The following is a 19,578-nucleotide window of genomic DNA, read 5'->3' as shown; positions in this document are numbered from 1 at the left end:
AACTTTGCAGAAACGATCGGAAAGGAAGTGAAAGCACTTTGAAAACGTGGAAAATAAACCTCATTGTGCTTTGGTTTGGACAATTTCTGGTCAATTCGGGCATGACCATGATTACACCGTTTTTGTCCCTGTATCTCGCCAAGGATCTTGGCGTGGTTGGTGAGCATGAGATTGGCATATGGGCGGGATTTATATTTGCTGCCAACTTCCTCACCTCATTTTTGTTCCAGCCCTTGTGGGGCAAATTGTCCGACAAGTACGGCCGAAAAATTATGTTGCTGCGATCCGGATTCGGGATGGCGATTGTTATCGCCCTGATGGGTTTTGCACAGAACCCGTGGCAGCTTCTTTTATTACGACTGCTCAACGGTACGATCTCCGGGTTCAATCCGGCAGCCGTTGCATTGATCTCCGGTACAACGCCGAAGGATCGCATGGGTTTTGCCATGGGTATCAGCCAATCCGGCCAAGTAGCCGGTACAATTCTGGGTCCTCTGATCGGTGGTTTGCTCGCTGATGCAGTTGGCTTCCGCCCTATCTTCTATATTACTGGCGGACTGATCTTCGCAGCTTCGATGCTCGCCATGTTCCTGGTCAGAGAGAAGTTTGACCGCAAGGAAGCGGCCAAACTACCCGAACAATCCGTATTGTCCGGCCTGAAGGAACTGAACAAGTCTCCCCAGCTGCCTGCGTTATTTGCTGTAACATTCCTGTTGCAGTTTGCCATGATCAGCCCGATGTCACTCTTGCCGCTGTATGTACAGAAACTGCACGGTTCGGATGTGAACGTCGCCTTTTGGGCAGGGCTTGTCGGAGCAGTCACGGGACTATCCAACATGGCCATGTCCCCGGTTCTCGGGAAGCTCAGCGACAGGATCGGTTCACACAAGGTACTTACATTCTCTTTAATAGGAACTGGGCTCATGCTTATACCTCAGGCTTTCGTACAGACGGTATGGCAGCTCATCATCGTCCGATTCATGATGGGTGTGTTCATGGGTGGCCTGCTTCCAAGTGTCAACGCGCTCATTCGCTCCTACACACCAGACAGCATGATAAGCCGGGCGTTCAGCTTTAACACGAGCACACTCGCTCTGGGTAACATGCTTGGAGCCGTAATCGGCGGCTTTATGGCCGGTTTCATCGGCATCGAAGGCCTATTCATCGTCTCTGGTGGTTTATTGCTTCTGAATATGGTGTGGGTGAGATTCAAATTGTACAAAAAGCCCCCTCTGATCAGGGAATCCTAACATTGAATTCCCAATAATATTAAGTTCTTATGTAAGGCCGCTTTCAGCATCTATTTAGGCTGAAAGCGGCTTTTGGCATTTAAGTATTTATTTGTTCAATCACTTGTTTATTTAAACCTCAAACGGATTTATGGCGCCAGATGGCTTCTGAATTGAATCGGGTATTCTTTGACACCGAATACAAAAGCACTTTGAATCGGCTGCAAAACGCTATCAGGCATAAGTTGAATATCTTCCATTTGCCGAAGCATCGTCTGAAGTACAACCCTTGCCTCAAGCCTTGCAAGCGGCGCACCGAGACAAAAATGAATACCAAATCCAAAGCCCATATGCCTGTTCGGCTTGCGGTCAGGTACAAACTTTTCTGGCTGATCGAATTGAGCACTGTCCCGATTGGCCGATCCTACCCAGGATATCACCTGTTCCCCCGCCTGAATCGTTTGTCCGTTCAATTCTACGTTTTCTTTGGCAATACGCCCAATAGCCACAATTGGCGGATAATAACGCAGTGTTTCCTCTACTGAAGTTGAAATAAGTTCAGGATGTTCTCGCAGCTGCTGCTGAAGCTCAGGCTGCTCTGACAGAATACGAACAGCATTGGTAATTAGATTGGTTGTGGTTTCATTACCGGCAGCAAGTAACAAGATGCAAAATCCGACCACTTCCTCTGCCGTCAGCTTCTCCCCTTCAATCTCCGCAGCAAGCAGTAAAGAGATCAGATCATCCTCGGGTCGCTGACGTCTTTCTTCCATAATGGCCGTGAAGTAGCTTGCCAGTTCCTGCTGGTTTCGTTTCTTTTCTTCCATCAATTCCTGGAAAGCTTCATCACTGTCATCCCGCGCACCCTTCACAAGTGCATCAGACCACTCTTTAAACTTTTGGCGATCTGAGGCAGGGACACCTATCAGTTCGGCAATCACGATAACAGGAAGTGGAGTTGCAAGATCATCAATAAGTCGCATACGACCTTCTGAAAAATGCGGAGCCAATAATTCATCAGCGATTTCCTGAATCCGCGGAGCTAACGCTTCAATTGCTTTAGGGGTGAACGCCTGATTAACCAGATCCCGCAGTTGTTTGTGCTTCGGCGGATCTGTCGTAAGCATGCTGGCGTTGGCACGATCACGTTCAGAAGAGAAAAGTTTAGGGTTTTTCAACACATATTGCACATCTTCATAACGGAAAACATCCCAGCATTTTCGATGGTTGTCATAGCGGACTGGAGTATTTTCACGAAGTTCAGCGTACACCTGGAAGGGAAGTAATTGCTTCTCCACCGCCTCCAGCTCCCGGATCGGAATGTAATTGGCATACTTTCTGGGTGCTCGGTTCATCGTTTCTCCTCCAATCATTTATATATATTTTTTTACATATTGAAATCACCCTATATTATAGACTCAACGCTATGAGCATACAAATATTTGGCAATAATTGAGCCTCATTTCCTAGATCGTATTACAAAAATCGCCAAGACTTGCTAACTTACACCCCCATTATTCGTTTTGGATAAGGTCACTTCTGCTGTGGACGATCCTGCAACACTTTCCCCAAAATTTTCCTCTAAATTGATCAGGCCAAAAGACTCATATGTTATAAAATATAACATTAAAATTTATGTATTATGTTTTTATATCCTTTATTCTCTTTTTTTATTTCCTCATATTTATCCATTAAACCTCATAAATACACTATATACTCTACATTTCTATCAATGTAACCGATTACTCTATCGTTATCTACAATTGTCATATTACTTAACATCAAATACAATCAATTTAATTCATCTACATATCATCCTCAACAAACATCACACGAAACTAACCTGAAGGAGAGTGCTTTTCATGAAAAAAACTTCAAATCTTCGTCCTTGGGCTGTATGGAGCACAGCCGCTTTGACAGCTCTGACCATCTCCCTGTCCCCCATCGGGACCTATTCGGCTCAGGCTGCTACGGTAGAAGTGAGCGGCACAACCAGTGCAGTTCAGTCCGCATCATCCACTCCGGCTCGCAATACGACCATCCCTGCTCTATCTGAGTCGTTCAAACAATCCGCACTGCCTAATGTTCTGGTCATTGGAACGGGTGGTACGATTGCAGGTCAATCCGAGGATGCAACCAGCTTCCAGAACTATAAGGCTGGTACACTCCCGATTGGAGAAATGGTCGATGCCTTACCGGACAAACAGAAGATTGCAGATGTTAGCACACTCCAATTCGGAAATTCAGGTTCAGGCTCTTATACCATGGCTGATCTCTATGACTTATCTCAGACGGTAGACAAGGCTCTGGCTCAGTACGACAGCGTTGTGGTTACCACCGGTACAGATACGATGGAGGAAATCGCCTATTTCCTCGATATGACCGTACAAAGTGACAAACCCGTCGTCATTACTGGGTCCATGCGCCCTTGGACGGTTATTGGCTCAGATGCACAAGCGAATCTGTACAACGCCATCAAGCTCGCAGGCAGTGGGCGCACCACTTCATTTGGAACCGTGCTGATGTTGAACGATACCATTCAATTGGCACGTGGCGTGACCAAAACGAATGATTATCGAACAGACACGTTCGAAACCCCGATGCTTGGTGCAGTAGGTTATATTGATGAAGAAAACATTCGAATTTACCGTGCTCCTGCACGTGCCTTGAAGCCTGAAGGTGCATTGAAACCGGCATTCGACCTGAGCAAAATCACGAAGGCGGATCTCGCCAAGGTGGAAATTGCGATTTCCTATCAGGAAGCTGGCGGCGAAGCCATTGAAGGATTTGTGAAGGGCGGCGCCAAGGGAATCGTCACGTCCGGTACTGGAGCAGGCGGGATCTCCAGAGCGATGGGACAAGCACGTACCAAAGCGGTGGAGGATGGCGTAATCTTCGTAACGACCACTCGGACAGGTTCAGGCAGTGTATACGGTGGAGGGAAAGGCGTGATCGCCGGTGACAACCTCAGTCCGCAGCAAGCACGCATTTTGTTAATGCTTGGGTTATCCTTCAGCGATGATTTTGACACAATCAAAAAATGGTTTGAGACTTACGGAACACCGGAAGTTTAATAAGGCTCTTATCACTTTATATTTTGCCAAAAAGAAGAGACGACATCCCCTAGTACCCAGGGTCTGGTCGTCTCTTCTTTTTGGCTGATGTCCTCAATCTCCTGCATGCAAAATACAGAATGCAACATGGGCATCGTTTCATTTATATACCGTTCATTTCATTTGGATGGATGGCAGTGACGGACAGACCTCTTTAATGTCGGTTCATCAGAGCTTTGCCTTGTGAGCTGATTTTCTTACTTCACCCAGGCCAGAGCCAGACCATCATAATCCGGGAGCATCGTTGTTACGAGGCGCGAATCACTGGCCATCTGCTCGTTAAAGCGTCGAACCGCTAGGACAGCCGGACCCTGCTTATCCGGATTCAGCGTACGGCCACGCAGGAAACAATTATCTCCCACAATGACCGCCCCAGGCCGTGCGAGCTTAATAGCGTAATCGAGGTATACGGGATAATTCTCCTTGTCTGCATCAATGAAGAAGAAATCGAAGGTACGTCCTTCCTGTGCCAGCTGCTCCAGACTGTCAGCTGCGGGGCCGATTCGATATTCGACTTGATCCCCAAAGCCTCCTTCCTCCAGATGACCACGAGCCATCGCTGCGTATTCCTCTTTCAGTTCCAGCGAAGTCAGGGTTCCCCCGTCACTTAAACCGCGAGCTAGACAAATCCCGCTATATCCGCCCAGCACGCCGATTTCGAGTACAGCTTCCGCTTTCGATGTCTTCGCGAGAAAAGTAAGCAAACGCCCATAAGCCGCTGCAACCGAAACTTCCGGCATACCGTTCGATCGAATGGCTTCTTTTACCTTTAACAAGAGATCATCCTCTTGAAATAATTGATTTACATATTCGTCAGGGGTCAGATTCACCGCTAAAATCCTCCTTGGACACTTGGACTGCTTTCCATATGGATGCCAATGTTCTATAATAAATGTTTGTTGTCAAACACAGGCGGTTGACTGCTGCATCAGCTCGAAAGATGAATGCAAAGCTCACCGCATTTCTCATTGTAAGTTTTTTCACGGAAAGCGGCAAGGCCGCCCCGTCACTATACAGCTGAGAGAAGGACTTTCCTTCTCCGGCTTGAAATGGAGTTGAAATGAATCACATGGCTCAATTGCAATTGATTGCGACCTCGGCGATGGGACTCGAGGCTGTTGTCGCTCGGGAACTGAAGCAGCTGGGGTATGAGGATGTTACGATCGACAATGGCCGGGTTTTCTTCACTGGAGATTATATTGATATTTGCCGGTGTAATCTGTGGCTGAGAAGTTCCGATCGGGTATTGGTCAAAATGGGTGAATTCCCGGCGACAACTTTCGATGAATTGTTTGAAGGTACCAAAGCATTACCTTGGGAGGAATGGATTCCAGCCGATGGCGAATTTCCAGTTGAGGGTCGTTCCCACAAATCTCAGCTAAGCAGCGTACCTGCATCACAGGGAATTGTGAAAAAAGCGATCGTAGAGAAACTGAAGCTGACTTATGACACGGAGTGGTTTCCAGAGGATGGGTCTCGTTATGTGATTGAGGTCATTCTGCTGAACGATCGCGCCTTGCTTACTTTAGATACGACGGGACCAGGTCTCCATAAACGGGGTTATCGTAAACTCGTAACCGAAGCACCGCTCAAAGAAACGCTTGCTGCGGCGCTTATTCAGCTCAGCCGCTGGAATGTATCCCGTCCATTCTATGATCCCTGCTGCGGTTCCGGCACAATGCTGATTGAAGCCGCCATGATCGGCTGGAACATTGCACCAGGACTTCGTCGGACCTTCAACTCCGAGAACTGGGCTGTCATTCCTGAAGAATTGTGGGAACAGGCGCGCGAAGAAGCATTTGACGCGGTTCGCGATGATATTCCATTGCAAATTTCGGGCAGCGACATTGATCCGGAAGCCATTGAGGTAGCACAGGCAGCAATCAAGAGTGCTGGCTTCGCCAAAGATATTGAAGTCAGCGTTCTGCCCGCTCATCGGGCAAGACCACAGGGCGAATATGGTGTCATTATTACCAACCCTCCATATGGTGAACGTTTGAGTGAAGAAAAAGAAGTGCAGAAGCTGCTGCGCTCTTTAGGGCGCACTTACCTTGAAATGCCAACATGGTCCTTTTTCGCCATTACGTCGACCAAATCTTTCGAGGAAGACTTTGGCCACAAGGCAGACAAGCGCCGCAAGTTGTTCAATGGACGCATTGAAACCCAATATTATCAGTATTTGGGCCCACTGCCTCCACGCAATAAAACACCACAACAATAATAGTATCGGAATGATCAAGCGCCCTGCCTTTCACGGCTGGGGCGTTTTTTTGTATGTATTCCAGGAGACTTTATGGATGATCTTGATAACATTGCTTCCGCATGAAGTTTTTCTCCCCTGGGCATAGTTGAAAAGCCATGACACCACGCTATAATGGATAAAGTCCTATTTTACATTCCGTTAACAAAACCATTCATCCGGGGGGGAGACATATATGTTTGTCACTAAGCCAACACGCAGCCTTACGCCGCGCGGGCTTCTGAATCATCCACTTACGTTATATCTTATTTTTCTTGTACTCATGCTGCTCAAATTAATGTGGCTCCACCACAATCTGCACGCTTACAACATTACGATGGGGCTTCTGGACAAAGTGATTGCCATCGGTTCGCTGCTGCTTCTGTCCTTCTGGACCTGGTGGCTGCCTCGCCGGGGTATGATTATATCACTCGTTATACTCCATCTGCTGCTCACTGCACTGATCTATGCCGATATGGTTTATTATCGCTACTTTCAGGATTTTCTGACGATTCCTGTGTTGATGCAAGCCAGACAGGTCGACGCTCTGGGAGACAGCATCGCTACGCTCATCTACGCCAGTGATCTATGGTTCTTCGCCGATTGGCTTGTAATTATCCCCTATGCAGCGATCCTTTTGTTCAGCAAACGTAACCGCCGTGGAGATTACAGCGCATATTCGAACGGGTTGAACTCTTACTCATCAAATTCCCGCAAAACAACCATGCGTCGTCGACTCACGGCAGGCAGCATTGCCCTTGTGCTGGGTCTAGGTCTGGCGGTAGGTCCGATTTATTATTATAGTAAAACCTGGGCGAAAGGCTTGTTTGATAACAATTGGTGGAACGTATCCATGTACAATGTTACCGGACTTCTTGCTTTTCATGGCTATGATCTGTACAACTATGCCAAAGATCATCTGGGATCTGGACCTGAGGTTGATCCTGCCGATTTGGAGCAGGCAAAAGCTTATTTTGCGAGCAGACAACAGGCTGATCCACTGAAAGATGCGATGTTTGGCAAGTACAAAGACAGCAATGTGATCATTGTTCAAGGTGAAGCCTTCATGAATTTCATGATTGGCAAGAGCATTGGCGGTCAGGAAATTACGCCTCATTTTAACGAGCTGATGAAGGAAAGCCAGTACTACAGTCACTTTTATCACCAGACAGGTCAAGGGCGAACATCGGATGCCGACTTTGGAGCCAATATTTCATTGCATCCACTGTCAGTTGGATCCGCGTTTGTCCGATACGCAGACCACAGTTACGATTCCCTGCCTTCGATCTTGAAGGATCACGGTTATAGTACAAATGTATTTCATGCCTATGAGAGCGGATTTTGGAATCGCTATACGATGTATCAGAATATGAAGTATGACAAGTTCTACAGTAAAAATGATTTTGAACAGGATGACCCCCTTGGCTGGTCGCTGTCGGATGAGTCCTTTTTCCGTCAATCGGTTGAGAAAATGAGCAGCGAGGTTACAGAACCGTTCTATTCATTCCTCATTACGCTCAGCAGTCATCATCCATACGCGCTGCCCCAAGATAAACAGCAGCTGGATGTCGGGGAATTCAAAGGAACGATGTTTGGCAACTATCTGCAATCCGTTCATTACGTGGACTCTGCGCTCGGCAGCATGGTGGAAGACCTGAAAAATCGGGGATTATGGGACAAAACGATCTTCATGTTCTATGGGGATCACGATAATTCCATCAAGGAGCAGCCTCAATATGAGAAATTTCTCGGACGTTCGCTGAATGATGTGGATATGGAGCAGATTATGAACGAGGTGCCTTTGCTGGTACATCTGCCTGACGGAGCCGCCACGGGAACGATTGACGAGCCTGCGGGACAACTGGATATTACACCTTCAGTACTGCATCTGCTGGGTATTTCAGATCAATCCTACTACCACATGGGCAACGATGTGTACGACGGTTCCTCCCGCATGGTGGTATTGCGTAGTGGTGCATTTACAGATGGCTCCCTGTTCTATATCCCTTCGGATGATTACCTGTACGACAGCGGCTCCTGTTACGATCTGTCTACAGGCACCAAAACCGATATTAATGCTTGCCGACCTGGTCATGATGAAGCAACAAAGCGACTGCATGTGTCAGATACGGTTAATACGTTTGACCTGATCTCGCGTTTTCGCGAGGAGCAAGCGTCTGAATCCGAATCCTAACAGATAAGGAACGGTACGCTTACCAAGCCACTAAGTGCAATTTCTTATTATAAAATTTAACCCGATACTACAATGAAATGGAGCTAGCGCACTACCATGACGTCACATACAGATCAATTCAATATCGAACAAAAACTGTTCGAGGAAGCTGCAAACTTTGTCAAACATCGCTACCCTCAAGGGTGGGGCGGCGCAGCTGCCATTTATACTGAAGCTGGCTCGCTGTTAATCAGCGTAGCTCCAGAAGTGATTAATGACGCCACGCACTTATGTATGGAAACAGGAGCCTATCTGGAAGCCCACAAATTAAACGAGCGGGTCACCCACTCGATCTGTGTGGCACGGGACGATGAGCACTCGGAATTCAAGGTCCTCACCCCCTGTGGTGTGTGCCAGGAACGACTGTTTTTCTGGGGAGAAGACGTGAAGGCTGCCGTGCACGATCCGGATGGAGCTTTAATTTATAAGAGATTGGACGAAATCCAGCCTTACCATTGGACCAAGGCATACCGGGATAAGTAAGAAGATACACTACAAGTGTTGAGGCTGCACTTCGTTGCATGCTTCAGCACTTTCTTTTTTTAGTCGCTGGATGTAACCACAACCTTGCGATTGAAGGAAAGTCACTATATAATTGTAACTGTATTAGTTTCATTTATAATGATGGAGGTTTTGATTGATGAATATTGAAATATGGTCCGACTTTATGTGTCCTTTCTGTTATATCGGCAAACGTCGTCTGGAGAATGTATTGGAAAAATTCCCACACCGCGATGAAGTAAAATTGCAGTTCAAAAGTTTTGAACTCGATCCAAATGCTGAATTGAACAGCGGCAAAACCAACGCAGAATATCTGGCTGCCAAATACAATATGAGTGTGGAACAGGCACGCGGCATGAATGCCCAGATGAATGCCAATGCTCGTACAGCTGGACTGGAATACAATATTGATGAGATGATTCCTACCAACTCCTTCTCCGCTCACCGTCTGACCCATTGGGCAGAAACTCAAGGCAAAATGCTTGAGCTGAGCGAACGGTTATTTCAAGCGATCTTCGTGGAAGGCAAACATGTCGGCAATACCGATGTACTGATCGAGTTGGCTGAAGAAGTGGGTCTGGATCGCAATGCAGCAGCAGAAGTGTTGTCAAGCAATCAATTCGCAGACCAAGTGCGTGCCGACCAGGCCGAAGGTGAACTGTTAGGCATCCGGGGTGTACCATTCTTCGTATTTGATCGCAAGTTCGCTGTATCTGGCGCTCAGCCGGATGAGGTGTTCCTTGACGCTATCCAGAAAGCATGGGACGAGCGCTCTCCTTTCACCATGGTAGAGTCCAGCACCACTGACGCAGATGGCAGTGGAGTATGTACAGAAGACGGCTGCGAGGTTCCGCAACCGGATCAATCCAAATAACACAAAAGCAGCAGGATCAAGGGTTATTCCTTAATCCTGCTGCTTTTTTTACACTCTACAATTCAAGCTCATTATAAAGTTTTAGTGTTTGATGAACAGTTGCAGTGGAGGGGACGGAATCGATTCTGAAGAAGCGGAGCGTTCGCCTGAAAGCTTTCTGTAAGAAAGCTGCTTCGGAAGCATAAGCTGTCTCCAAATTTTCACCTTGAGAATATTGAATCAAAAAATTTGGAGACAACAGCGATCGGAAGAACGATCCGTCACCGGAACATCCACAAGCAAATCATTAAACACTCATTTTGGAATTGAGCTACACACTCAATCCCAAAACAGCTGATCCGGATGTGGTCCCGTCCGTTTATCCGAATCCAGCCCATCGATCAGTTTCAGCTCATCAGGAGTCAATTCAAAATCAAAGATGTCCGCATTTTCGCGAATCCGCTCCGGGGTAACCGACTTCGGAATCGTCACGATCTGGTTCTGGATATCCCAGCGCAGAATAACCTGTGCCGGTGTTTTCCCGTATTTCTGGGCCAGACTTTTCAAAGTCGATTCCTTGTTCAGTTTACCTCTCATAATAGGGCTCCACGCCTCCAGTTGAATACCCTGCTCCCCGCAGAAATCCTGCAGCTCCTGTTGAATCAGACCCGGATGCAGTTCCACCTGATTCACCGCGGGTACCGTTCCACCTTCATCTATGATATCGCGCAGATGGTGTACTTCGAAATTACTTACACCAATGGCACGTACGCTTCCTTCGCTATATAGACGTTCGAATGCTCTCCACGTCTCTTTATACTGGTCTCTGCCAGGCCAGTGAATTAAGTAAAGATCAATGACATTCAATCCAAGCGCCTTCTGACTAGCCTCAAATGCTCTCAAGGTCGAATCAAACCCTTGATCCTCATTCCACAGCTTGGTTGTCACAAACAGCTCATTACGGGCAATACCGCTACTTGCAATAGCTTGTCCAACTTCCTCTTCGTTTCCATATACGGACGCTGTATCAATACTTCGATATCCAACTTCCAATGCAGTCTCCACCGCTTGCTGAACTTCCTTTCCTTTCGCTCGATAGGTCCCAAATCCCAGCCATGGCATCGTCACGCCGTTGTTCAGAATCGTACAATCGGTAATATGTTTTGTCATTCTGTACCTCCTGTGTGAAATTTGCCTGCTCTTGGTCTATTAACCTTCTCACCAAATTTTAAGCGGCACTTTACACAATTGGGATAGATCCAGATTACGACGGGTGTTGAAAAGAAACATGGAATAACCCGCAAAGCAGCTGCTGCTCTGCGGGTTTCTGATGTGACAGGAACGCCTATAAATCCCCTTGCCCATTCTGACTCTGGATCGAGCTCAATCTTCTCTTCTCCTCAATGAACATCTCTTCTGCCAGCTCAACGCCCTGACCTCCAAGCGAACGTTCTGCTTGACGCATAGCCTGCTCGGTATGCGCCAAACGGCGTTCTGCCTGTTCAATGGTCTGTTCTGTTGGATGTGACATTGCCTGGGAAACGGCAAAATGAAGTTTGTTCACTGCATTCTGCGCCTGGGATACGGTGGTATCGGCTTGCAAACTGGAATCATAACGCTTCGGCATGAGTATTCCTCCTTGGGATCATGTTCCTGTTACCCCTTTAGGATGGTTGACATCGGCCTTCCTTATTCTTCTTTTGCTGAAACAATGACGGATTACTCTGATATTCCTATGTAAAATTTATAGATGAATAAAAATGATGTGTATAACCTTTTCCGGTCTGACTGCGTTTATTAACTAAATACCCTTTCCACCAGGAGGTGTGTGTTTGAAGAACTTTGGGATTATGTTCGTTCTGCTATCTTTATTGCTGCTCATTAGCGGCTGTACAACTTCGACGTATGAAATAACGGGATATACAGGCTCCTCCTTAAATAGCGAGATTCCGGTTCCCGTGAATGCAAAGCAGCTAAGCATAACGAAACATTCAGACAATCCAAACATTAACACAGGCATTACATATGAATTGAAACATATCGGGGGAGAACAGGGATTATATGTACCGTCCGATTATTTTGAGAAGTTATCCGAAGCCGGATGGGCTGAGGTGAAAGAAGAGCGGATGGGAAATATTCATTTTTTCAAAAAAAGCGATACGGTCATCGCCATTGAGATTCAAGAAAATTCCTTTGATATTTTTGAAATGATGCAGGGCTTTACGTTCTAACCTCGTACTATTCCTAATGACAACTAAAAAAGAGAGGCCACGGCCTCTCTCTTCTCTTTTCCTACTTCACGAATTTCGCTACTTTTGCAAGCACTTCTTCTTCTGACGGAGCACTGATGTACCGACCATTGATGAAGACAAAAGCACGCTTCGCGCAAGGACCGCAATACGATTTGCATCCAATTTTGATCTCCGTATCCGGAGCCATTTTCTCCAACTTGGCTACAATCGATTTCAGTTTGATATGATTACATTTTTCGCATACGCGGATATCGTTAGCCATGAGTTCCCCTTCTTCGCTCCCTTAGTGGTCGCCGTGGTTGCCTTTGGATGGGTTCGTAATAACGAATCCTTCTTCAGGGAAGTAAAGGTAATCAATTTTAACGCCATCCAGCAAAGGTTGATCATTTTCAAGAATAACGTCGATCTCTTTATCCGTAGATACGACCGTATCATTTTCTTTTGGCGTATCGATATCGAGTCCGTAGTGGGCATGATCTCCATGTGCATGTGTGATCACAACACGAAGCAACTTCCCTTCGTTCTCAGGCTTGTCCAGTTCAAGTTTCAATACTTTCGCGGCATTACGTGTAATTTTGCAGTTCATTCCATTCATCTCCTATATCGTAATTGCTGGTTCCAACAATTTTTCAGTATTTCTAAACTCCAGCATCTATTGTAAAGAAAATTACGGCGCTTCGCAATAACATTGATGCAAAATCGATGTTAAAACCACCCATTTTGTGTCGAATTAAGACGACGTCTCCGCTGTAAGTACCGGATATTTGCGCTCCGCACGACTTACAAATCAGTTCATCAGCAACAACGTAACCCCGATATCATCTATAGGCATAAATGGCATCACGTCGGGAAGTACCCAGTATAGCAGCGCCGGGATGATGAACAGCAGCTTCTCACCCAATGGGATTTGCGGAGCCCGCAACAGACGCGGCAGCCGTTTGAATACTTGTGTCCATCGTTTGAATGACAGCAATCTTCTCCACTTCATATGAACCCCTCCGTATCATTATTGCACTGAAACAGAACAGCACACGTTATCGTCACACCCATCATTACCCGCTCCAGAGCGAACCGGAACGATTGAGGCGATATGCAAAATGAAAAAACGAACGCCGGAAACAGCGCCCGTTCCTGTTATACGAGTGGACAACCCGTAAGTTTCATATCTAACCCATCCAGATTATGTGAAGTCAGGTTTCTTGAATTTCTCAGTGTTTCCTGTCAACGCTCCCCACCTGATAATAATTCAGCCAACAGCATGCCAACCTCGACGCAGATATCATCGAATTGATCCATGGGGAGCGGGTTAACGCCGAGTCCCACTTCTACCGTGAAGCCAGGCTTCCGAAAGTTTTGAATAAACCAGTCTTTATACCCTGCATCGCTACCACCCAGCTTGACTGCCTTGTAGCCCGAGGCCCGTGCCAGTCTGCGTGATAACGGTGCACTCTCCTTCGGCTCCAAATCGCGGTAATTCCAATAAATCTCCTGCCCCTGGCTGTGCAGAGAGACGACAGCATCGAACTGACGCTGCTCTGTCCACCGTGCAAGTGCCAATGCCTCCGGCTCTGATAAGGCAGAGGTTCCTGCGTAATCTCTTGGTCCAGGAGACGTTATCCCTCTTCTAGCAGCCTCTTCCTCCCAATAAGCCGGGAATTGGTCGTTAAGGTCCACTCCCCTGATATTGGACTTCCAGTGTGTAAAATGGCAGCGTCCAGCATTCCATTTTAACAGTTTTTCTGCATGGGGATGATTATTGACCACACCCTCTTGCACCAATTCAACTCCATCCGGATTAACCATGGGCACAGCCCATAGCGTAGTTTCCTGCATCCAGCGTTCCGTCTGGAATTGATGCCATGATGTATTGGTACTGTAGGCCATCGCATATTCTTCAATGAAACGCATCAGAACCGCCGTTGTCAGCCACTCATTCGCATGAACAGATGCGTTGACATGAATATGTCTGGGTCCTTGACCCAAACGCAGATAAGGCAAAGACTTGCCCATGACACTGCTGCCAATCGAGCCGGTCTCGATAAATGGATACTTCTTTTCAAGCAAACCGATATCACGATTCATTTCACGGTAACCATACTCTCCCTGCAGCTTGACGATAGTTTTTCCATTTGAACCCGGAATATGAATGCATCGCCCGCACCAGTCCGGAATGTTCGCTATTTCCGGATTGGCCTCACGCAATTCTTCTTCGTTCAATCCAAAACGCAATGCAATTACAGCCACGTTCTCCCCAGGTTGCACAGCGTACCTGCGTCCCGTTCCCGGCAAAATCCGAAGCATCTGTCCTGTCAGCAAATAGGGCTGAGTCGCTGCTTCCGGGTTAAGAGCGGCCAGTAACTCTTTTGTCATATGGTTTGCTGCCGCAATACGTGACATGGTATCTCCCTGATGAACAATAATCCATTGCAGCTCCATGTTGATCTCCTTTCCATTGGTAAATTGTGTAATCTCCTGTCCTTTTATCACCCTGTGTCCTTACGTATGTAATATGTATGCGGATCAGGTTGTCCGTCATGTGACATGAATCGCGTAAATCCCTCCATCAACAGGAAAAGGACGATTTTGATAGCTGCGGCTATTTCAACTGGCATAACGTAAAAAGGGCTGCCCCGTCATTTTCATGACATTATGGGACAGCCCCTTCTAATCAAAAAAAACGTTATGATAATTTCGTAACCTGCCACACAACTGGCGTTTTGGAGATCTGCTCTCCCAACCATTGGCGGGTGATATTCTGGAACATGCGTGGGTCGCCTGTGCAAAAAAATTGATGTACGGGCGTCTCATCCCCGCTGGCCAATTTTCGTTTATCATACAAAATCGTACTAATTTCCCTCGCCGTTTCATCTGCCGAACTAATCAGCTTCACTTCCTGCCCCATAACCTCCTGAATGGTATCCATGAGAAAAGGATAGTGCGTACAACCCAGAATAAGACAATCTATCGGCTGTTGTTTAATCTGGCCTAAAGATTGCTCCACCGTACTTGTCGTTTGCTCGGAACGGAATTCGCCTTGCTCCACCAGCGGCACAAGTGCCGGACAAGCCTGACTCACCACATCAATATAAGGGGATAACTGTTTAAGTGCAGACGTATACGCACCACTTCCAATGGTTCCCACGGTGCCAATGACACCGATGCGTCCTGTGCGTGTCGCTGTGATGGCTGCTCGTGCTCCCGGATGAATGACACCAATGACAGGCACATTCACCTTGGCTCGAATATAGTCGAGCGCTGCTGCCGTAGCCGTATTACAGGCGATAACGATAACCTTCGGATTGAACTGGATCAAGAAATCAACGATTTGTTCCGTGAATTGTTTAACTTGTTCGGACGAACGGGGTCCGTACGGTGTCCGGGCAGTATCTCCAAAATAGATGATCTTTTCCCGCGGGAGCTGACGCATCACTTCCTTGGCAACTGTCAGTCCCCCTACACCGGAGTCTAATATAGCGATTGCTTGCTGCACGAACACACCGCTTCCTTCTTCATTGAATTGGTTCTGTTAACAAATTGGTTCCCAGAGCTTTCTTCCTACCGTATGATTTTTCAGGCAAAAAGGTACCTACATCTTACCCGATTTCATCGCAGGGTTCAAACAAAATGCCGTATCGTACAACTCCTGCATGACCACACACAACAAAGCAGACTCCCCTCCGGATAGAGGAAAGCCTGCTCGCGTTCAAGCTTAGCTTTAAATGTTATCTTTGGAGTCGTCAGCAGGAAGCTTCGCGATGACTTCAACGCCTGCCTCATTTGCTGCATCTGCATCGATGGAAGAATCGGAATTAGCAATGACTGCGGATACGCGTACTTCTTTACCTTCAGCGCAATTGCGCCAGGATTGAATATCCTGGATAACGACATCTGCCGTCTCTTTTACTTTGGATACAATCTGTGCGCTTTGTTCGCCAACCTTGCTAGCCAATTCCTGACCCTTCTCACTTACCTGACGTGCACCTTCCGAAATATCTTGACGAAGTTCGCGTCCGGATTTTGGTGCCAGCAGCAAAGCTGTCACTGAACCTACAACCGAGCCGATTAATGCTCCCCACAACAAACTTTTGTTAGAATCCTTCACGTCGCATCTCTCCCTTTACCTTAAATGAAGTACCGAATAACCAAGCAACGACCTGTTGCTCGTCAATCCGGGCGAATGCCTACTCTGTTGATGCAGTATAAGCAGCAAGGGCTTGACCTGACACTCGGATACCAAAAAAAATTTTGGATACCGTCTTTCGCACCTTCTGACGTTATAGTGACATGCCTCAGGTATGCCGCGCCGGCTCTAGCGGAGCAGCGGCATGTTCATCGCCTGGGTCCAGATCAATTACATATCGTCCTGGTGCAATCAACGCCGCCTGATGCTCACAACGCCAGCGTCGTCCGCCGGAAGATCCCAACGTCTGTCCATCCTGCAGAACATCTCCCTGATCAAATATGTAATAGGCGGCGCCCAATAAGGTCTGGGCAACCGTATCCGGATCGAGTCCAACAAAATGACACTGAACGTCAGGCACACCAAGTGCCGACAACCCTACCGTGTCCATAACCAGCTGACGCTGTTCCTCCGTGCCCCCAGCCTGATACATGCGCACATTCATCGCAGCGTAGAGGTGTTCCTCACGCTCCTGGGACAGCACATAGGCTTCCGGTTCCACTAATTTGTCACTGCCGTACCAGTATAACGCTGCACAAGGCAACACTTCCATAACAGCCTGAATCGTCTTTTGGAACAATTCAAGTCGCTGTTTGCGCGGCATGGCTGCAGTGAACATATCGTGAATACGGATGGAATATCGGATCGTTTCCATAGCTTGTCCTGCTTCCGGCCAATGCCAGGCCTGCTGCAAAGCCCCTCCAAAGCGGCCACGATCTACAATTTCAGTTACGGGAAGCATACAAGTCTGTGCTGGAATGTTACCTTCCTGAAAAGAAACCTTGTGGTCCAGATGGTAGAAAACCAGCATTTCAGGATGTTGCTCTGCATTGCCCTGCTTCACGTCAAGGCGGACTTGTCCGGTATGGCGGCTAAGTGCATCCTGTAAACGCCCCTGATCTATAACGGGACGTTCCTGAAATAACAGCTCAATCATATATACCGGATGAAACCCGGAAGGTATGTCATTCGTTTCATGATTTACTTCTCGATCTTCTTTCCATTCGTTCGTCATGCTGCTTCCCCTCATTCCTTGCTCTGTCCCTCGGCCTGCGCAGTCTGGAAAGGTCCGAGTTCTTTTTCCACATAGGTATGGACCTGATGGGAAAAACGTTCAAGCACGCCTGGCAAGTCACTGCTCAGCGGATGCAGTTCAGACCGCTCCCAGCTGTAATAGTCCTGAACGAGCGGCTTGCGCAACGATACGAGGCGACTAAGCACCTCATAGGTTGCATGATCAAAAACCTTCTCTTCGTGGTTAATCTGAATAATATCGTCATAACTGCTTGCATCACGCATGATAAAGCCATCAATGAGATAACTCCCCACATCCGTAACAATTTCAATCGCCAGATGAAGACAGCGTTCCTGTACCAGACCCAGCACAAGACTGCCATCCCAAGCTTGTGACGCGAGGCGAAGACCTTCGGCCACCTCCGGAACGGCAGCAAGCCGGCGTGCAATCTGTTCCCTGTTTACGTAATACAATGTGTTCACTTCCCGTTCAGTGAATTATCGGTTCCTTTTCCCTCTACGCTTAAGCCAAAATAACATCACAGGACAAGCGATCAGAAACACGACAAAAATATATAAAAATTCCATAACGTCTCTTAAATCGCTCATGCAGAGTCCCCTTTATCCAAAGTAGAATGAATGACAGATTAGATTTCGTAGTCCACTGCGATTGACTGCTCTCTGACCTCGTTCATATACTTGATAACTTCCTGATGCAGCGGATGTACCTGATATGCCTGAAGATCTTCCAGTGATGCAAATTCGGCAGTAAGTGAGATGTCAAAAGATCTGTCCGACCGAAGCACGTCAATACCAACTTCAAGCGAGATCAGAACATCAATTTTTCCCTGCAGATTACGAAGAACACTCGCAGCTGCTTCAATGCTTTCAGAAGAACGATCTTTCATTTTAAACAGAACAATATGTTTAATCATTAGACAAGCACCTCATTTGAGTATAATAAGTTGGTATGAATGAATTTTCTTGTATCCAAAATATATCATAACGCCCTCTATTGCGAAAGGATACTTGGAAACGTTCTCTTAAAAGACAACCTAATCTGGGCTGCTTTCATTTGTTTTTGATTTCTCCCGAGACATTTGATCGGACGGTTCACTTTGGTTTGTCCGTTTGTCCGGAACAACTTCTGTTGCTTGTTCTTTGGTTTCCTGGTTCTCCAGGTTCGGTTGTGGTTGAGGCCATTCCCGATCAGACAAATCTTCCTGTTTTTTTAACACCGCTATAGCCTGTCTGAGCTTGTCAGGCAATGGAAGCCCGATTCGGGCATAATTTTCGGTAATGGATATCAGCTCATTCACAAGATAAAAGTAAATGGCTCCGCCCTTAATGAGGTCAGTTCCCATGAGCAGGTCAATTCGGTGGGCAAGCAGAACAACCGTCAGCATGAGACCTTTACGAGCGAGCCCCCAGAATCCAATATTACTATTCAATCCTTTACCCGTTCTGACTGCTGCAGCGAGACCCGTAATATAATCCACAGCCATTGCCACCGCCAGCAAGCTAAGCAGTTGATCCCATCCTCCAAAAGCAAACGTCATGAATGCCCCTGAAATGGCAGCAAAGGTACTTACGGATGGATTCACATTCCTCACCTCTCCCTCTCATTTGATCTCCATACAAGATATGTAAGAGTAAGAGATTTTGACAGTCCACATGCCTGGCTGATCAAGCGGATTTCCAATTTCAGATTTGTGCATATTGGAAACCAAACCCAGCAACAGAAAATGAATATTTATGGGTAAATCATGGAAATAAACCGCATCATATCAACAAAAAACAGATAAAAGTACTTTAGTCCCACTATTAGGTAATTAGACTTATTTTATTTTTATACATTATCTATTTAACCCCTTAAATTTAGTGAATCATTGTAATCTAGGAATATACTAGGATGTGAATTGCGTCTGGTCTAGTCCATAATTCCTCCTTTGGAGCGGATTCAC

General features: G+C 46.9%; 20 protein-coding genes and 1 pseudogene. 7 read left to right on the top strand and 14 right to left on the bottom strand.

Annotated elements, in window-relative coordinates; genetic code table 11:
* Nucleotides 1-38 precede the first annotated feature (38 nt).
* Complete coding sequence (locus MHB49_RS11110) at nt 39-1,250, top strand: MFS transporter (protein ID WP_247901963.1); 1,212 nt, start codon at nt 39-41, stop codon at nt 1,248-1,250.
* A 128-nt stretch (nt 1,251-1,378) separates the two neighbouring features.
* Here the strand turns inward: MHB49_RS11110 and MHB49_RS11105 are convergent, their stop codons facing one another.
* A complete protein-coding gene (locus MHB49_RS11105) occupies nt 1,379-2,584 on the bottom strand; it encodes a cytochrome P450 (RefSeq protein ID WP_405156147.1) in 1,206 nt (401 codons plus the stop codon).
* Nucleotides 2,585-3,091: 507 nt separating this feature from the next.
* Here MHB49_RS11105 and MHB49_RS11100 point away from each other — a divergent pair.
* Nucleotides 3,092-4,303 (top strand): asparaginase, encoded by a 1,212-nt coding sequence (locus MHB49_RS11100; protein WP_405156146.1) that lies wholly within the window; start codon nt 3,092-3,094, stop codon nt 4,301-4,303.
* A 236-nt stretch (nt 4,304-4,539) separates the two neighbouring features.
* On the opposite strand, the gene MHB49_RS11095 is transcribed toward MHB49_RS11100, so the two are convergent.
* Nucleotides 4,540-5,172 (bottom strand): O-methyltransferase, encoded by a 633-nt coding sequence (locus MHB49_RS11095; RefSeq protein ID WP_405156145.1) that lies wholly within the window; start codon nt 5,170-5,172, stop codon nt 4,540-4,542.
* A 239-nt stretch (nt 5,173-5,411) separates the two neighbouring features.
* Here MHB49_RS11095 and MHB49_RS11090 point away from each other — a divergent pair, with 239 nt between their 5' ends.
* The 4 genes from MHB49_RS11090 (at nt 5,412) to MHB49_RS11075 (ending at nt 10,189) form a co-directional block, all read left to right on the top strand.
* Nucleotides 5,412-6,563 (top strand): class I SAM-dependent RNA methyltransferase, encoded by a 1,152-nt coding sequence (locus MHB49_RS11090; RefSeq protein WP_247903104.1) that lies wholly within the window; start codon nt 5,412-5,414, stop codon nt 6,561-6,563.
* 214 nt (nt 6,564-6,777) lie between these two features.
* Nucleotides 6,778-8,775 carry an LTA synthase family protein gene (locus tag MHB49_RS11085; protein WP_405156144.1) on the top strand — a complete coding sequence of 666 codons (1,998 nt, stop codon included), beginning with the start codon at nt 6,778-6,780 and terminating at the stop codon, nt 8,773-8,775.
* A gap of 96 nt (nt 8,776-8,871) precedes the next feature.
* Nucleotides 8,872-9,297: a cytidine deaminase gene (locus tag MHB49_RS11080; protein WP_405156143.1), complete on the top strand. Its 426-nt coding sequence runs from the start codon at nt 8,872-8,874 to the stop codon at nt 9,295-9,297.
* 157 nt (nt 9,298-9,454) lie between these two features.
* Nucleotides 9,455-10,189: a DsbA family oxidoreductase gene (locus MHB49_RS11075; RefSeq protein WP_405156142.1), complete on the top strand. Its 735-nt coding sequence runs from the start codon at nt 9,455-9,457 to the stop codon at nt 10,187-10,189.
* A 318-nt stretch (nt 10,190-10,507) separates the two neighbouring features.
* On the opposite strand, the gene MHB49_RS11070 is transcribed toward MHB49_RS11075, so the two are convergent.
* Nucleotides 10,508-11,338, bottom strand: a complete 831-nt coding sequence (locus MHB49_RS11070; protein WP_405156141.1) for an aldo/keto reductase — start codon at nt 11,336-11,338, stop codon at nt 10,508-10,510.
* Between the two features lie 175 nt (nt 11,339-11,513).
* Nucleotides 11,514-11,795: a hypothetical protein gene (locus MHB49_RS11065; RefSeq protein WP_405156140.1), complete on the bottom strand. Its 282-nt coding sequence runs from the start codon at nt 11,793-11,795 to the stop codon at nt 11,514-11,516.
* 205 nt (nt 11,796-12,000) lie between these two features.
* On the opposite strand from MHB49_RS11065, the gene MHB49_RS11060 reads away from it, so the two are divergent.
* Entirely contained in the window at nt 12,001-12,399 is a 399-nt protein-coding gene (locus MHB49_RS11060) for a hypothetical protein (protein ID WP_405156139.1), read from the top strand.
* A 61-nt stretch (nt 12,400-12,460) separates the two neighbouring features.
* Here the strand turns inward: MHB49_RS11060 and MHB49_RS11055 are convergent, their stop codons facing one another.
* From MHB49_RS11055 to MHB49_RS11010, 10 genes and pseudogenes are all read right to left on the bottom strand, one after another.
* Nucleotides 12,461-12,682 (bottom strand): DUF1450 domain-containing protein, encoded by a 222-nt coding sequence (locus MHB49_RS11055; RefSeq protein WP_247901953.1) that lies wholly within the window; start codon nt 12,680-12,682, stop codon nt 12,461-12,463.
* A gap of 21 nt (nt 12,683-12,703) precedes the next feature.
* Entirely contained in the window at nt 12,704-13,006 is a 303-nt protein-coding gene (locus MHB49_RS11050; protein WP_053783595.1) for a heme biosynthesis protein HemY, read from the bottom strand.
* A gap of 201 nt (nt 13,007-13,207) precedes the next feature.
* Nucleotides 13,208-13,408 carry a hypothetical protein gene (locus MHB49_RS11045; protein WP_405156138.1) on the bottom strand — a complete coding sequence of 67 codons (201 nt, stop codon included), beginning with the start codon at nt 13,406-13,408 and terminating at the stop codon, nt 13,208-13,210.
* 233 nt (nt 13,409-13,641) lie between these two features.
* A complete protein-coding gene (locus tag MHB49_RS11040) occupies nt 13,642-14,850 on the bottom strand; it encodes a M14 family metallopeptidase (protein ID WP_405157103.1) in 1,209 nt (402 codons plus the stop codon).
* A gap of 250 nt (nt 14,851-15,100) precedes the next feature.
* Nucleotides 15,101-15,910, bottom strand: a complete 810-nt coding sequence (racE, locus tag MHB49_RS11035; RefSeq protein WP_282189460.1) for a glutamate racemase — start codon at nt 15,908-15,910, stop codon at nt 15,101-15,103.
* A 225-nt stretch (nt 15,911-16,135) separates the two neighbouring features.
* Entirely contained in the window at nt 16,136-16,522 is a 387-nt protein-coding gene (locus MHB49_RS11030) for a YtxH domain-containing protein (RefSeq protein ID WP_247901951.1), read from the bottom strand.
* A gap of 187 nt (nt 16,523-16,709) precedes the next feature.
* Nucleotides 16,710-17,615: a DUF4261 domain-containing protein gene (locus MHB49_RS11025; RefSeq protein WP_405156137.1), complete on the bottom strand. Its 906-nt coding sequence runs from the start codon at nt 17,613-17,615 to the stop codon at nt 16,710-16,712.
* Nucleotides 17,616-17,626: 11 nt separating this feature from the next.
* Nucleotides 17,627-18,088, bottom strand: coding sequence for a DUF86 domain-containing protein (locus MHB49_RS11020; RefSeq protein ID WP_247903102.1), 462 nt, complete (start codon nt 18,086-18,088; stop codon nt 17,627-17,629).
* 173 nt (nt 18,089-18,261) lie between these two features.
* Nucleotides 18,262-18,549, bottom strand: a complete 288-nt coding sequence (locus MHB49_RS11015) for a Dabb family protein (protein WP_247901949.1) — start codon at nt 18,547-18,549, stop codon at nt 18,262-18,264.
* Between the two features lie 285 nt (nt 18,550-18,834).
* Nucleotides 18,835-19,218 (bottom strand): annotated as a pseudogene (locus MHB49_RS11010) (holin family protein); the annotation flags it as partial.
* Between the last annotated feature and the right edge of the window lie 360 nt (nt 19,219-19,578).

It is taken from the genome of Paenibacillus sp. FSL K6-0108, from assembly GCF_045040695.1.
Taxonomy (GTDB): domain Bacteria; phylum Bacillota; class Bacilli; order Paenibacillales; family Paenibacillaceae; genus Paenibacillus; species Paenibacillus pabuli_B.
Note: the sequence above shows the minus strand (reverse complement) of the source record. Positions and strands in the feature narration are given on the sequence as shown.